The sequence below is a fragment of the Synechococcus sp. CBW1107 genome, assembly GCF_015841355.1.
GTDB lineage: Bacteria > Cyanobacteriota > Cyanobacteriia > PCC-6307 > Cyanobiaceae > Regnicoccus_A.
The window spans coordinates 391,775-406,414 of sequence record NZ_CP064908.1; the positions used below are offsets into that span (position 1 = coordinate 391,775).

The 14,640-nt window shown below is 61.8% G+C and carries 12 protein-coding genes and 1 pseudogene; 7 read left to right on the forward strand and 6 right to left on the reverse strand.

Features of this window, described 5'->3' with window-relative positions; all coding sequences use genetic code 11:
• Positions 1 to 73: 73 nt before the first annotated feature.
• On the reverse strand, positions 74 to 664 hold the full coding sequence (locus I1E95_RS02070; RefSeq protein ID WP_197165002.1) for a hypothetical protein: 591 nt from the start codon (positions 662 to 664) through the stop codon (positions 74 to 76).
• A gap of 241 nt (positions 665 to 905) precedes the next feature.
• On the reverse strand, positions 906 to 1,325 hold the full coding sequence (locus I1E95_RS02075) for a hypothetical protein (RefSeq protein ID WP_197165004.1): 420 nt from the start codon (positions 1,323 to 1,325) through the stop codon (positions 906 to 908).
• Positions 1,326 to 2,623: 1,298 nt separating this feature from the next.
• Here I1E95_RS02075 and I1E95_RS02080 point away from each other — a divergent pair.
• From I1E95_RS02080 to I1E95_RS02110, 7 genes are all read left to right on the forward strand, one after another.
• Positions 2,624 to 4,687, forward strand: coding sequence for a UvrD-helicase domain-containing protein (locus I1E95_RS02080; protein ID WP_197165006.1), 2,064 nt, complete (start codon positions 2,624 to 2,626; stop codon positions 4,685 to 4,687).
• An 875-nt stretch (positions 4,688 to 5,562) separates the two neighbouring features.
• On the forward strand, positions 5,563 to 5,850 hold the full coding sequence (locus I1E95_RS02085; RefSeq protein WP_197165008.1) for a hypothetical protein: 288 nt from the start codon (positions 5,563 to 5,565) through the stop codon (positions 5,848 to 5,850).
• Positions 5,851 to 6,335: 485 nt separating this feature from the next.
• Positions 6,336 to 7,919: a WD40 repeat domain-containing protein gene (locus I1E95_RS02090; protein WP_197165010.1), complete on the forward strand. Its 1,584-nt coding sequence runs from the start codon at positions 6,336 to 6,338 to the stop codon at positions 7,917 to 7,919.
• Positions 7,920 to 7,936: 17 nt separating this feature from the next.
• The gene (locus I1E95_RS02095; protein ID WP_197165011.1) at positions 7,937 to 9,535 is read left to right on the forward strand and encodes an Hsp70 family protein; all 1,599 of its coding nucleotides are present in this window, start codon (positions 7,937 to 7,939) and stop codon (positions 9,533 to 9,535) included.
• 28 nt (positions 9,536 to 9,563) lie between these two features.
• Positions 9,564 to 9,953, forward strand: coding sequence for a DUF1257 domain-containing protein (locus tag I1E95_RS02100; RefSeq protein ID WP_197165013.1), 390 nt, complete (start codon positions 9,564 to 9,566; stop codon positions 9,951 to 9,953).
• Between the two features lie 48 nt (positions 9,954 to 10,001).
• Entirely contained in the window at positions 10,002 to 10,223 is a 222-nt protein-coding gene (locus tag I1E95_RS02105; RefSeq protein ID WP_197165015.1) for a DUF2997 domain-containing protein, read from the forward strand.
• 2 nt (positions 10,224 to 10,225) lie between these two features.
• Positions 10,226 to 10,756: a hypothetical protein gene (locus tag I1E95_RS02110; protein WP_197165017.1), complete on the forward strand. Its 531-nt coding sequence runs from the start codon at positions 10,226 to 10,228 to the stop codon at positions 10,754 to 10,756.
• A gap of 151 nt (positions 10,757 to 10,907) precedes the next feature.
• Here the strand turns inward: I1E95_RS02110 and I1E95_RS02115 are convergent, their stop codons facing one another.
• From I1E95_RS02115 to I1E95_RS16705, 4 genes and pseudogenes are all read right to left on the reverse strand, one after another.
• On the reverse strand, positions 10,908 to 11,624 hold the full coding sequence (locus I1E95_RS02115; RefSeq protein ID WP_231595019.1) for an IS256 family transposase: 717 nt from the start codon (positions 11,622 to 11,624) through the stop codon (positions 10,908 to 10,910).
• A gap of 164 nt (positions 11,625 to 11,788) precedes the next feature.
• Positions 11,789 to 12,655: an IS21-like element helper ATPase IstB gene (gene istB / locus I1E95_RS02120; RefSeq protein WP_197163513.1), complete on the reverse strand. Its 867-nt coding sequence runs from the start codon at positions 12,653 to 12,655 to the stop codon at positions 11,789 to 11,791.
• Positions 12,652 to 13,947 (reverse strand): IS21 family transposase, encoded by a 1,296-nt coding sequence (gene istA / locus I1E95_RS02125; protein ID WP_370594568.1) that lies wholly within the window; start codon positions 13,945 to 13,947, stop codon positions 12,652 to 12,654. Before istA ends, istB begins: the two co-directional genes overlap by 4 nt.
• Before the next feature lie 182 nt (positions 13,948 to 14,129).
• A pseudogene (locus tag I1E95_RS16705) lies at positions 14,130 to 14,603 on the reverse strand (transposase); the annotation flags it as partial.
• Positions 14,604 to 14,640: the final 37 nt, after the last annotated feature.

The following is a 14,640-nucleotide window of genomic DNA, read 5'->3' on the forward strand; positions in this document are numbered from 1 at the left end:
CAGCTCCAGCACCTGGCGAACAACTGGTTGCAGCGGACAGTCCACTTTGCAGCCTGCCGCTGAATCTGAGCGTTCAGATCGGATACCCATACCTTTGAGCTGCCCTGAACGCTTCGACAACTTCATCATCGTCATCGCGTTCATATGTACCTCGTTCACGAATCCGCCCCGTGGGTTGCTGCGGAGGGCTGACGCTATTACCCATGAGCTGCTGCGCGAAGGGCAGGGCATCCTCGGATTCCTTTTGCTTGAGCTCGGCCAGCCTGGCGATCACTCCCGGCAGAGTGCAGCCGCTCACGTCCAGCCCCTCGATCACTCCAGCATCTTCAGACAGACGTATGAAAGTCGAGGCATCGGTTGTCGTGATCTTGTGCTTTTCAAGGAAGCCCTTGTAGGCCTCAGTTCCTGAGAGGGCCCTGAGCTTGCGGAGTGCATCGCCAACAATCAGCGCGGAGGCCAGCTCCAGGTCATGCGGTCTGTTCTTCTTGCTTTTGACGGCACGAAGCGCGGTCAAGGCAACAAGGACGAAGGCCTCCTGATCTACTGGCGTTTCGGCTTGCTTGTACAGTCTATAAAGATCGGAGGGCGTGTCCTGCAGCGTGGGGCTGGAGGTCTTTGCAGAATTTTTCATAGGATTTATAAAGAACGGGAATAGAGTTGACATATCAACTATACACTATCGAAGGCATATCTCGTGGATCCTGGGGCGGCGGGAGGAAACAATACCCAGCCCAGGATTTTTTTATAAAGCGTGTATTAAAAGCCGATAGGGGTTACTGGAGGCCGCCTAGTTGCTCAGCAGCTACGAATGCGGGAAGGTCTGCCTGGAGTGACTTCACTGGGCTGAGTGGGGCCACTGCCTTCCAGGCGCTACGGCACAGAGGGCACCAGCGAAAGGGATCCAGTCAAAACGACGGACTGACGAAGTTTGAGGCCATCACGTCCAAAGCCATGCGCTGAGAGGAGGTTTCCTTCGTGAGGTACCCGATCAGACCTACGGCATCCGTTACGGAGCAGACATGGGGCGGGCGCTGCCTGGAGAGGCACTTGGCGTGCTTGGTCATGTAGAGCTTCCACTCAGCGGTCATGCACTCCACGGAGTCGTACTTCCCCAGGGGCTTAGGAAGGAGCAGGTGACCATGCAGCTGAACATCCTTGCCCTCCTCAACGAAGAACAGCATCGGTGGTGGTGCGGAGCGCCACGCCTGGTTGAGGCGCTGGATGCCGTAGTGCCGACGGATGATCAGGCTCCGCATGTGCTGGTTGTCGGTCGACATGCTGTCGATGTCGCTCCGGCGGCGCTTGTAGTAGTTGTAGGAGCCCACCTGATTCCAGGCGCTGGTGGTTGGTCGACGCCTACTCGACGCTGAATATGCAGCGGACTGGCCCTTGCCGTGCCAGCCAGTCTCCTCAGGGGAGCGGGGGTGATAGCTCACCATGTACTTGGGTTCGAAGCCACCCCTGAGCTGCTCCTCAAGGAACTGCCGCAGCTGGACCTGCTCTTGGTTGGGAGTGCAGCGCGGCGGCCGCTGGAAGCTAGTGCTATTGGGGATCATTGTGAATATGCAGAAAATTTATCTATATACAAAGAAAAGAGTATAGATACTGAGCAAGCGAAGAGAGAAGGATGCTCGTATCCTCATTCTCCATGCTAGCGCATGGAGAAAACAAATCTATTTTGATAAATATCTAGTGCCCTCATTACATTTCTTTCCTTGCTAGTGAATAGCAACGACTCCTCGTGGCTACTGCTATCTACTCTTGCCCTTTACGCACCCCCGCTCGCCGTTGGCTCGCTACCTATAGATGCATATAGCGGCAGACTGGATCTGCCAATGCAGCGCAAAGCAACCGAGACGGATCACGGAGGGCTGAGTATCTAGCCCACGTACTTGGCGACCCTGCTATCCAAGAGGGATTCGCGCTGTTCAGAGGGTATTGCTGATGAGCCTCGTTGGCTGGCCTTGTCTTGATGCGAGAAGACCGAGAGCGGCTTGACCAGCGGGATTGCCCGCTGGGATTGAGAGTCAAGTCATGTGTAGATAGAGCATATCAAAACAGGCAAAGAAAATGTCGGCGGAACCTGTAGTCGCCTAAACACAGTATACACAATTCTGAGATAATACAAGGGCAGGGACATTATAAGCATGGCTTGATCGCGCATTGCTTGCCAGGCGCTTCTTCAAGAATATTTCAAGGACAGCATAATCTATCTATTAAAGTTGTTTGTGTTCTTGCCGTACAGATGCGTGCTGAGATGACGTCGGACTGATTTTTGGAATGTGGAAAATTCCGTGCGCTGGAAAATTGACCGATTCTCGTTTCAGGGTGCCTTAGGGCCTCCCCCAACTGACTTAATCATTGGTTGAGACCAAGGCGTTGTCCGAGGTGGCTGGTGAACCAGCAGTCGCCTTCAACCTCCGCTGAATGTTACGCGTTCAGCCACTGGCCGCTGCTTGTGCCCTTGCAGCAGCGCAAGTGTCCATGGAGCAAACCCTGAACAACAACCACATGACTTTCAAGGAGAATCATCATGACCACTTCACACCACCCGCCTGATGGCGGAGGGACTTTGAGCGAGGAGCAACAGGCGATTGTTCACTCTCGCTCTGACTCATTGCGCGTGCTGGCTTTTGCCGGTACGGGCAAGACGACCACGCTGCGGGCCTATGCCCGGGAACGACCCCAGCAACGAATGCTGTATCTGGCGTTCAATCGCACGGTGGCGGCAGAAGCCCGGGAGAGCTTCCCGACCAACGTCACCTGCTCCACGATTCACGCCCTGGCTTACCGGGCTGTGGGGTATCGCTATCGGCACCAGCTGCGGGGCAGCATCCGCGCCAACCAGGCGGCAATTGCCCTTGGGCTGGACCAGCGCAACCACAAGGAGCTGGTGCTGGCTGATCGTGCTCTCAAGGTGCTGCAGCATTTCCTCTGCAGCGGCTGCAACGATCTGGCTGAGTTCACCGGGGCGGTCAGTTACCACCAGCGCTACCCCAGGCAGGCTCTGCAGGCTGCATCACGGCTGTGGGAACTGATGGTGGATCCCACGTCGTCCTGCGTGCCGATGCTGCATGACGGCTACCTGAAGCTGTATCAGCTCTCGAGGCCCCAGCTCAGATTCGATGTGATCCTGCTGGATGAAGCCCAGGACACCAATCCCGTCACGCTGAAGATCCTCGCAGATCAGAGCTGCAGCAGGGTGTTCGTAGGGGATCCTCACCAGCAGATCTATCAGTTCCGCCATGCCACCAACGCCATTGCCAGCGCTGGTCACTGGGACGAGCTGGCCCTGACCGGCAGCTTCCGCTTTGGTGCTGCCATCGCTGAGGCCGCCAACCACCTGCTGGCCTTGAAAGGGGAGCCTCGCCAGCTGAGGGGTCTGCGCAGCACATCACCACCTGAGACCAGCGCGTTCATTGCCCGTGGCAATGCCGCGATCTACAAGCAGGCCCTGGCACTGGCCCACCAGGGCAAGCAGACCTACTGGTGCGGCGGAATCGACGGGTACCGCCTCCAGCAGCTGTTGGATCTCTGCCACCTCAAGCGTGGGGAGCAGTCACAGATCCGTGATCCGTTCATCGCTGCCTTCAAGGGCTACGGGGAACTGTGCAGCTACGCCGAAGCGCAAGACGTGCGCGACATCAAGGCCTGGTGCCATCTGATCGATCGTCATGACCACTGGCAGGGCATTCCCGAGGAGATCGCTGGGATCAAGCGGATGGCCGTCAGTTCCATCACGCCCGACGTGATGGCCCTGACCACAGCCCACAAGTCCAAGGGCCTGGAATTCGGCAGCGTGACCCTGGCTGATGACTTCCATGGCCACGACCTCCTGCATGGAGCCCCCACTGACCTCAAGAACTGGGAGTACGGCCCCCAGCAGGCGCCTGCTCTCTGGGATGAGCAGGGCTATAGAGGCGGGGTGGTGCTGCCAGAGGAGGAGCTCAACCTGCGCTATGTCGCTTTGACGCGGGCTCAGCAGAGCTGCCGCTCCCCGCAGTGGTCAGCACCGATGTTTGCTGACCTGGCCAACTACGTGAAGGACTACCCGAGATTCCTGCTGGTGGATTCCCATGAGGTTCTCAAGCCGAAGCTAACCGCAGGTACCCCATCCGGTCTGAAGCAGGGTGATGAAGCTGTGATGGTGACTGGGAAGGAAGTGAGCTCTGTGCAACAGGGCCATGACCCTGAGCCTGCCCTGAGCGGTGAATCAGCAGGGACTGAACCCGTTGCAGAGTTCGCTACTCAAGCTGGCCAGACGATCACGCTGAGCTGGTTTCAGGGCGCCATCGATCCCAGCCACGTCCATGTGGTCACCAGTCACTACGAGCGCAGGTATCCGGCCCTGAACTGGGACTGGCTGCTGCTGGAGTTCTCGGAGCTGCGGGTGGTGAGCAGCGATCCTGCTGGTGCTGTTGCGGTCATGCTGGGGAAGAACCAGTTGGCCTCAGCGCAGCAACTCGTTGAGCGATTCCTGATGGACGTGGGTCTGGTGCTGCAACCCGACGACGTGGTTGCTCTCCAGGCTCCCGAGGGAACGAATGGTGAGTGCCCCGTGGAGGAGTTGGTTGAAGCTGACGAGTGCACCAAGGAAGGGGCAACGGGCAGTGAAGCCGTCGAGGAGCCTGCACGGCGTTCCATGAGGAAGCGGCTGGCCAAGTTCTGGATGCGGGTGGGTCAGTAAATTCGGCAGGCCACGAAAGGGAGTAGATGGAGATATCGGCAAGTTGGGGCAAGGGCTGCTGATCCTGTTGAGCAGGGCATCAGGTCAAGGACGAGATCAGGACTGCTGTTTGAACGTCCCATGCATTCCTCTCAAAACGGGAAAAAGAATTTAACGACTGAAGCAGGATTCACAGACCCTCCTGAGGCTGGCAAGCAGTCCGCACGGTCTGACCCATCCCCACAGTGATGCCACTGGCAGGAGTCTCGGCTTCCCACCCGGCAGCGGGGTTTCAGGGTGTCACGCGGCGCAAGGGCAAGGCGAGTGCGGGAGAACGATCGCAACCTGCTGCTGCCGCTGAACACCAAGACCATCGGAGCCGCTCCCGCACCCTTGCGCTCGCGTGCTTCATTTCCCCTCGCCGCGGCCGGGATGGGTGGGTCAGGTCACTGCGGCTGAGCTCATGCCCGCGACTGCGGGGGCGGAGCGCTCGAGGGCGCTGCTCTGAACCGAGCACACTGGTGCGCCTCCCAGGGAGTAAGAGCGTAAGAGACGCCAAATCCATTGCAGCAACTGGGATCTTAGCTTCTTACGCTTCTTACGAGGGGACGACGCCTGAGCGCCTGCGTCAGTACTTGAGCCTGCCCGCCACCGGCAGCAGGTACCAGGCCGGAATGCTGCCCCCAGGCGGCATGCGGTCATCTGGTATCTCCAACAGGTAACTGATCAGATCAAGCTCAGTTGCGGCAGAGGCCCTTCGGGCACAGGGAGGAGGAGATACCACCGAGCAAACACCATTTGGGCAACCCAGCCCAGAGTGACCGCGGCACAATTTAAATCAGCCCTGGGAGAGCAGCGGTCTACGCAAACCGCAGCGGATCGATCGGCTGCTGGTGGTGGTCGCCATTGCCGTGTTGGTCAGCAGCCTCCAGGGTTATGCGGTCAGCCTGGATGGCCTGCGCCATCAGGTGGATCCCCCGTGGTGGCGTGCAGCGCCGCTGGAAACAGCCCTGTTTCTCTCGCCTTCGGCTGCCTCCAAGGCCACGACTTCAGCGAGCGCAGCAGCCGGCTGTCGCGTTACGGTATCGCCGGATGTGTGGCGGTCAGTCAGACCCCGTACCATCATGGTGCCTGACCAGCTTCAGACAGAAGGATTGGTTGATGCTGAAAAAATGAGCGCCTGAACGCGCCACTTCCCCGCGGTGCTGATTACGCTTTTTTGTACCTAACCACTTCGCCGGACAATGTGCTTGGTGACTGCCCCAACAATCTTCCTGACCTTCGGCTCAGACTGCTTCTTCCATCAATGCTGAGCTAGACAAGAACTTGTTTGCCATTTCCGCAAAAGGCCCTGGATCATTCATCAAATCCAGCACTCTATCCTTGATCTCCTGTCGGCTTGATGCCCGCAACACTGACACCCAGTCAACTTGAGAAATACTCCTCTCGCTTGAAGGGGGAGAGCTTGCGCCCAGGCCTGCCGATCCGATGGCAGCAGATGAGGGCGATTCGCAAGTTGGCCACTGATGGCTCAAGGAAAGCTGTAAAGGCATTGGCTGAAGCGGTGGAGCATGAATTAGCACTTGAGGAGCAAACCCGCGACCACTTGATGGTGGTGCTTGGATCCTTACGCCTCTCACTAACCATCGACGCACTTTGCACCCAGTGGATGGAGACTGGAGAGGCAGGTGATGGGCTCGCCGGCCTGCTGCTCAAGAGTGGACATGCGCCCGCCGATCTCGCCGAGCGAGCCATGTTCCTGCTGTTGATCGGTGAGCTGGAGCGCTACGAGGAGCTGGATCTCGATGGCACGCTACTGGCCAAGGCCCTTACCGCTGCCAGTCCAGGAGTGCGCAAACGCCTGGCAGCAGCAGCGGCGGCGGCGGGCCGTGCTGAATGGCTTCAGGCGATGGAGTATGCGAAACCTCTCGAAGCCTTTAACACCGACGACTGGACCACGACAGTGCAGGTGCTGAGGCGAGCGGGCGATCGGCAAGCTCTCTTGCAGTGGGCGATGAAAGCACCACCGCTCCACAGCCGATCACTGCTGCAGGCGATGGCAGCTGGAACACCACCAGAGGAACAAGACGAGCCGGTGGTGGCGGCCCTGCTGGCTTTCAGCCAAAGCCTTCCAGCAGCAAAGGTGGATGAACTACAGCCTGATCGGTGCACCCGCACCCTTGAAGGCCATTCCAACTACGTGTACTCAGTGGCGTTGTCAGCGGATGGCCGCTGCCTCGCCTCTGCCAGCGGTGACAAGACGATTCGTTTGTGGGACCCGGCCAGCGGCGCCTGCACCCGCACCCTCGAAGGCCATTCGAACAGGGTGTACTCAGTGGCGTTGTCAGCGGATGGCCGCTGCCTCGCCTCTGCCAGCGGTGACAAGACGATTCGTTTGTGGGACCCGGCCAGCGGCGCCTGCACCAGCATCCTCAAAGGCCATTCGAACAGTGTGTACTCAGTGGCGTGGTCAGCGGATGGCCGCTGCCTCGCCTCTGGCAGCTCTGACAAGACGATCCGTTTGTGGGACCCGGCCAGCGGCGCCTGCACCGGCACCCTCAAAGGCCATTCCGAAACTGTGTGGTCAGTGGCGTGGTCAGCGGATGGCCGCTGCCTCGCCTCTGGCAGCTCTGACAAGACGATCCGTTTGTGGGACCCGGCCAGCGGCGCCTGCACCGGCACCCTCAATGGCCATTCCGAAACTGTGTGGTCAGTGGCGTGGTCAGCGGATGGCCGCTGCCTCGCCTCTGGCAGCTCTGACAAGACGATCCGTTTGTGGGACCCGGCCAGCGGCGCCTGCACCGGCACCCTCAATGGCCATTCCGAAACTGTGTGGTCAGTGGCGTGGTCAGCGGATGGCCGCTGCCTCGCCTCTGGCAGCTCTGACAAGACGATCCGTTTGTGGGACCCGGCCAGCGGTGCCTGCACCCTCAAAGCCCATTCCAGCGTGCGCTCAGTGGCGTGGTCAGCGGATGGCCGCTGCCTCGCCTCTGGCAGCTGGGATAACACGATCCGGCTCTGGAGAAATGATGTCGCAGAGTTGTTGTTGACCCCGTTGGCCAGCGTTGATGGCACGTATTGGCAGCTGCTGGCGGCTTACCAACAAGACCAGAGCCAGCAGCCCGAATGGGTGCGAGCCTGGCTCGATTTCATCACCGCCCTCGGCGCGGTGATCCGTCGCTTTGATGTGGGCGTGGATGAGGCCAGCGTTCAGCTGGATTCCTCACCCTTCGAGATCGAAATCGATGGCTAATCCCCACCTCTGAAGCCATGCCTGGTCGTCTTGCGGTTGATTTCGGCACCTCCAACACCGTGCTCGCCCTCTGGGATGCCGATCGCCAGGAGGCCAGCACCTATGCCCCGGCGGCCTACCGCAGCCTTTATCCCCAGGGCGATGGCACCACGTCTGTAATCCCCTCCCTGATCCACTACGGAGAAGATCAGCACCAATGGCTGGGGCAGCAAGTGCTGCAGCGCAACCTGCTCAAGCATCCGCATACCCTGCGCTGGGCCAAGAGCTACATCGGCCGGGGAGGCACTAGCCGGGGTCGCCGCATCGGGGAACGGCAGGTGAGCTTTCACCAGGCCGGCCACGACTTTCTCACCACCCTGCTCAGGCTCACCCGCGAGGATCTGGCCCTCGCGGATGAGGAGATCGCCCTCACGGTTCCAGTCGACAGTTACGAGCACTACGCCGCCTGGCTGGGGGACGCCGCCTCTGCGGCAGGCCTGCCCCGCTACCGGCTGATTGATGAGGCCTCAGCTGCTGCACTTGGCTATGGCGCCCACATCCAGGCTGGTGACTGCTACCTAGTGTTTGATTTCGGCGGTGGCACACTCGATGTCGCCGTGGTGCTGATCGAGCCGGAGGACACTGCCGCAAATGGCCGCCGCTGTCGGATCCTCGCCAAGGCTGGTGCGCAGATCGGCGGGATCAGCCTCGATAAGCTGCTCTTCCAGGATGTGCTGCTGCAAACCGGACGGGCCGACACTGATCCGCTGATCCAGACCCTCAGCGGCGCCATCCTCGCCGAATGCGAGCAGGCCAAGATCCAACTCACCAGCCAAAGTGAGGCAGCGATCACCCTGCTGGACCCTGATACCGGCCAGGTGCTGGAGGCGGCCTGGAGCCGCAGCCGCTTCGAGGAACTGATGGATGAGGCTGGTCTGATCGGAGGGATCGATCGTCTCATCCGCCAGGCGCTCAACCGCGCCCGGGATCGCGGCTACAGCGAGGAGCAGATCAAATCGGTGCTGCTGGTGGGCGGCAGCAGCCAGATCCCGGTGGTGCGCACCACCCTGGCGCGGATCTTCGGGAAGGACCGGCTCTTCGCGGATCGCCCGATCGATGCGGTGGCCAGAGGGGCAGCGGCCTTTGTCGGTGGAGTCGATTTCTACGACCACATCCAGCACAGCTACGCCATTCGTCACCGCGATCCAAAAACCGGCCACTGGACCTACCGTACGCTCGTCGAGGCCGGTAGCCCCTACCCCAGTGCTGAACCGATCGCCCATCTCACTGTCAAAGCCTCCTTCGACGGGCAGGACCAGTTGGGCCTGGCGATCTTTGAACTTGGCGAGCAACTCCAATCCACAGGAGCTGCAGCCTCCACCGAGCTGGTGTTCGATCCAGCTGGTGGTGCCCGCATCCTGGCGGTGGCAACGGCTGAGCAGGAACGACGCAGCCATTTCTGGATGAATGAGAACTCCCCCACCTTCCTCACCACCAGCCAGCCTGTGAATGCCGGGGACGCTTGTTTTCGAATCAGCTTCGGGATCGATGGCAACAAGCGCTTGTTGCTCACCGCCCGCGAGCTGGCCAATGGTCGCCTGCTCTACAGCGACTATCCCGTGATCCAGCTGAGCTGATTCCACCTCCTCTCCTGCCCTCCCTGCCATGTCGCACTTCACCACCATCCGCACCCGTGTTGTGGAAGCCAGCCATCTGCAGAAGGCCCTGGTTGATCTCGGGTACACCGTGCAGCACGGGCCCATCACGGTGAATGGCTACCAGGGCAACACCACCAAGGCCGATCTCAAGATTGCCACTGCCAGCAAGGGCTACGACATCGGCTTCCGCCGCACCAATTCCAATGATGGCTATGAGCTGGTAGCCGACTGGTGGGGGATTCGTGGCATTGAGCAGAAAGACTTCGTGCGGCAATTGCATCAGCGCTACGCCTACCATGCCGCCCAGGAGGCTCTGATCGCAGAAGGATTCAGTTTGGTGGAAGAAGGCCAACAGCAGGACGGCACCCTTCACCTCGTGCTGCGACGCAGCATCTGAGCGTCGCCCAACAGACCCATCAAACCTTGATCAATCTGCCTTAAGCCCATGGAGATCCAGGAAATCGATGTCTTCGTCGCCCCCGATGGCACCGTGAAGCTTCAGGTTCGTGGGGTCAATGGCGGACAATGCCTCAGCCTCACCAAAGGGCTTGAAACCCTCCTTGGTGGAGAGATCAGCAGTCGGGAGATGACACCCGATGCCGATGCGGATGATCAAGGCGTGAGCTGGCAGGTGGATGACACCCAGGCAATTGGCGGCGGCTGGTAGCGATGTCGTTTCAACAGGAACTGGATCTCTGCCTGCGGGCTCGCTTCACGTTGATCGTGCTGATCACTCCGGAGGAGGAACGTGCCGTTGCAGAGGTGCGCAAGGCCTGTGAGACGAACAAGCGCCCCTGCCTGAGCTGGGATGCGGGTGATGGCTTCGAGGCAATCGCGAATTGGACAGGCAGCGTTCCAACAGCGCCCGACCCGAAAACCGCTCTGGAGAAGATCGACCAGCACGATGGCGATGCCCTCTTCATCCTGCGCGATTTCCACGACATCTGGAGCAATGCCCAGCTCAAGCGCAAGCTGCGCAACCTTGCCCAGCGTTTCCGCTACACTCGTAAATCTATCCTGATCACCACACCCAGCCCCAAGCTGCCGGCGGAACTCAAGGATGTTGCGGTGGTGGTGGAGTTCCCCCCTCCCGACACCGCCGAGCTTGAGACGGTACTCAACGGCCTCACGACCACTCCCGGAGTGCAGGTGCAACTCGGTAGCGCCCCTCCGAGTGGTGTAACTCAGGAGGTCCTGTGACCCTCTCCGGAGGGTGAACAGGAGCAGTCAGGGGATGACTGCTTGGAAGCTGATTGCGCAGCTCCATTGATCCATTATGAACCCTGATCGCTGAATTGGCAACTCAGCGATCGATGTGTTCTGTGTAGATCGAGGTAGAAGCTGGTGCGCTTCAGCTGATGGTTGCAGCCGGCTGGGCGTTCGGATCTGCATCGGTGAGCTCCAAGGGCTCTTCTGGCTCTGGGATCTTGGCCATGGTGGCCTCAGAGAAGAAGCGGCGACGCTCCAGCTGCCATTCCTCCTGCTGCTCCAGCAGCTGGCTGCCCACCAGGCGCACGATCGCTGGATCATTGGGGAAGATGCCGACCACGTTGGTGCGGCGTTTGATCTCCTTGTTGAGGCGCTCGAGCGGGTTGGTGCTCCAGACCTTGCGCCAGTGCTCCTGGGGGAAGTGCAGGAAGGCCAGCACGTCGTCCCGGGCGGCTTCCATCACGGGCACGGCGCCGGGGAACTGCTTGCGCAGCATCTCGGTGACCCGCTGCCAGTGGGCGCGCACCTGATCTGGAGCCTGGATCACGAACACCGCTTTCATGGCAGCGGCCACCATGTCCTGGCCGGCCTTGGGCACATGGCTCAGCAGGTTGCGCAGGAAGTGCACCCGGCACCTCTGCCAGCTACTGCCCTGGAACATCCGCTTGATCGCTGCCGTCAGGCCCAGGTGGGCATCCGAGATCACCAGGCGGGTGCCGTCGAGGCCACGCTCCTTGAGTGAGCCCAGGAACTGACGCCAGAAGCCCTCCGCCTCGCTGTCGCCCACGGCAATGCCGAGAACTTCGCGGTAGCCGAGGGCATTGATGCCGATCGCCACCACCACCGCCCGCGACACCACTGTCAAGCGACATCCGCTTTTGGTCCTCCGGCGACACGAAAACTGGTCCACCTGATGGCTTGCTGATGGGGGCCTTACGGCTGCCCTTGGATCGGTGTTTCATCGGTGGGTGTCGTGTCGTTGTTGTTGGCTGCGGCATCTGTGCCGCTTGATCCGGGTTCCCCTTAGGCCTTCTCACCGGGCGGTGGTGGCCGTAGGCCAGCGCTGTCCGGTGAGGAGGAACCGCCCGCCTGCGGGCGGATCAGGCCGCTGCGCCGCTTCTCCCTGAGCCGGTAGCTGTCGCCCCGGATCGTCAGCACGTGGCTGTGGTGCAGCAGCCGGTCGAGGATCGCTGTGGCGACCACCTGATCGCCAAACACCTCGCCCCATTCCATGACGGGGCGGTTGGAGGTGATCAGCACGCTGCCGCGCTGGTAGCAGCGGGAGATCAGCTGGAAGAACAGGTACGCAGCGTTCGGCTCCAGCGGCAGGTAGCCCAGCTCATCGATGATCAGCAGCCGGGTTTTGGCGTACTGCGTCAGCCGGCCCTCCAGGGCGTGCTGCGCCTGGGCCTTGGCCAGGGCGCTGATCAGCTCCATGGCACCGACGTACTGGACGCTGTGACCGAGACGCACCGCCTCCCGGCCCAGCGCCACCGCCAGGTGGGTCTTGCCCACACCCGGCGGCCCGAGCAGCAGCAGGGTGTCGCCGTTGGCCACCCAGCGGCAGGTGGCCAACTCACGGATCTGGGCCGGGTCGATCGACGGCTGGGCCTCGAAATCGAACGCTTCCAGCGTGCGCACATAGGGGAAGCGCGCCAGCCGCAGCGCCATCTCCATCCGCAGCTGGTCTTTGCGTGCCACCTCGGCCGCGCACAGCCAGGCCAGGGCCTCGCGCAGGTTCATCTCCCGCCTTGCCGCTTCCTCCAGCAGCGCATCGAGGCGGTCGCGGATTGCTGGGAGCCGTAGGCGGGTGAGCATTGCCTCCAGCTCCTCGGTCGGTACCGGTGGTATCGCCGCTGTGGATCGGTTGCGTGGGTTGGTGGGACTCATGCCGCCACCTCCCCGATCAGCTCGGCATAAACCGCCAGAGGCCGGGCCAGTTCAGAGCTGCGGACCGGGCGCTGCTCCTGATCACGTCTTGCGTTGCCATCCCGCAGCGATCGCTCCGCCTCGCGCTGCTGCCGTTGCGGCAGCAGGCCCTCCCAATGGCCGTCGATCACCTGGCGGCTGCGGCTACCGGGCCGCTGGCGCCTGTGCTCAGCGACGATCCGGCCGCCGTGGCGGATCAGTACCTGTTGATCGCGCACCAGCACGCTCACCCGCTGACGGATCAGCGCCTGCGGCGCCGAGTACCAGTTCGCCTCCACCTCCACGCAGCAGTCGCTGTGCACGATCCGCACCAGCTCCCGCTCCGCCAGGAACGACGGCTTGGCCTCCAGCGGCTGCAACGCCTGGGCTTCTGCCCGCACAAACCGGTCCAGCGGCGCCTCGCCGGTGGTGCCGTGCACCCGCAGGTCGGCCACCTCGCGGGTCCAGCGCACCAGATGGGCCTCAAACTCCGCCCAGCTGCTGAACTCCCGCCCAGCGATGGCGTTCCTCTTGACGTACGCCACCCCACGCTCGTCCTTGCCTTTGGTTCTGGCCCGGTACGGCCGACAGGCACGGGGCTTGAACCCCCAGTAACGGGCGAACTCCTCCAGCCGCTCGGCAAAAACCAGGATGTTGCGCTCGGGATCGTGCTGGCTCACCAGCGCACGGGCGTTATCCACCAGCACCTCCTGCGGTACCCCGCCCCAGTGGCGGAAACCCTCCTCCAGGGCCTGGAGCCAGTGGTCCTGCTTCTCGCTGCGGAATGCCCGCACCAGCAGCCGGCGCGAGTACCCCAGGGTGAGCACCGCCAGGTGCACCCGCACCCGCTCGCCGCCAATGCTCACCAGGCACTGGCCAAAGTCTGCCTGCAGTTGCCGGCCCGGCGGGGTCTCAAACCGCACCGTCGCCAGGGCCGCGTTGCGCAGCTCCCGCCGCCACGGCTCCACGGCACGCTCCACTGTCCGCAGGCTCACCTCGATTCCCTTCTCACTGGCCAGCTCCTGCCGCACCACATCGGCATTGCCGCGGTGGGCCATAAACCGCTGCCGCAGCCACTCCCGTTGGCCATCGAGAACCGTGTTGCGGCAGGGCTTCCCGTAGGGCTGCCAGCCACCCTGCCGCAGGTACTTGCGCACCGTCTCCGGTGAACAGCCCAGTTCTTTAGCAATCCGCCTCCGGCCCCAACCTGCTGCCGATAGCCGTCGCATCGCCTCCACGTCCTGAGGGGTCTGCACAGCTGTCTCCAGAACCATCGGCTCCAGAGATGGCGCCCCTGCGCTGCCCTTGTCGTCCTGCCTGGCTCGCTCCACGGGGTGGACCAGTTTTCGTGTCGCCTCCGGACCAGTTTTCGCTGTCGCCTGACAACCACCTGCATATTTCGGCCCAGGCGGCCGTGGAGGTAGGTGGCGTCGAGGTAGACGTAGGGAAAGCGGGCATGGTCAAGCGGCCGGCCCAGAAAGGCTTTCACCTGCTCATCGAGCCCCTGGCAGATGCGGCTCACCTCCGATTTGGAGATGCCGCTGGCCCCGCCCAGCGCCTCCACCAGGGCGTCGACCTTGCGGGTGGAGATCCCGCCGGTGTAGGCCTCCATCACCACGGCGTAGAGCGCCTTGTCCACCCGGCGGCGTGGCTCCAGCCAGCTGGGAAAGAAGCTGCCCTGCCGCAACCTGGGAATGGCCAGGCTGAGGTCGCCCACCTGGGTGGTGAGCAGCCGCTCCCGGTAGCCGTTGCGATGGGTGGAGCGCTGATCGGGGCAGCGCTCATGGAGTTGAGCGCCCGTGAGGGCAGAAACCTCGGCTTCCAGCAGGTCCTGGAAACCCCGGCGCACGATCTCTGGGATCAGGGCGCCAGCGGTGGTGCCCTCCATGAGCTGGCTCAGCTCGGAGGCGCCACTATGGGTGAGGGTCATGGTCTGTGTTCGGTTTGGTGGTAGTTCTCCGAACAGG

Excerpts from the sequence above, each read along its gene's own strand:
- I1E95_RS02070 (WP_197165002.1), bottom strand. The coding sequence starts at position 664 with ATGTCAACTCTATTCCCGTTCTTTATAAATCCTATGAAAAATTCTGCA.
- I1E95_RS02090 (WP_197165010.1), top strand. The coding sequence starts at position 6,336 with ATGGAGACTGGAGAGGCAGGTGATGGGCTCGCCGGCCTGCTGCTCAAG.
- I1E95_RS02095 (WP_197165011.1), top strand. The coding sequence starts at position 7,937 with ATGCCTGGTCGTCTTGCGGTTGATTTCGGCACCTCCAACACCGTGCTC.
- I1E95_RS02100 (WP_197165013.1), top strand. The coding sequence starts at position 9,564 with ATGTCGCACTTCACCACCATCCGCACCCGTGTTGTGGAAGCCAGCCAT.
- I1E95_RS02105 (WP_197165015.1), top strand. The coding sequence starts at position 10,002 with ATGGAGATCCAGGAAATCGATGTCTTCGTCGCCCCCGATGGCACCGTG.
- I1E95_RS02110 (WP_197165017.1), top strand. The coding sequence starts at position 10,226 with ATGTCGTTTCAACAGGAACTGGATCTCTGCCTGCGGGCTCGCTTCACG.
- istB (WP_197163513.1), bottom strand. The coding sequence starts at position 12,655 with ATGAGTCCCACCAACCCACGCAACCGATCCACAGCGGCGATACCACCG.
- istA (WP_370594568.1), bottom strand. The coding sequence starts at position 13,947 with ATGGTTCTGGAGACAGCTGTGCAGACCCCTCAGGACGTGGAGGCGATG.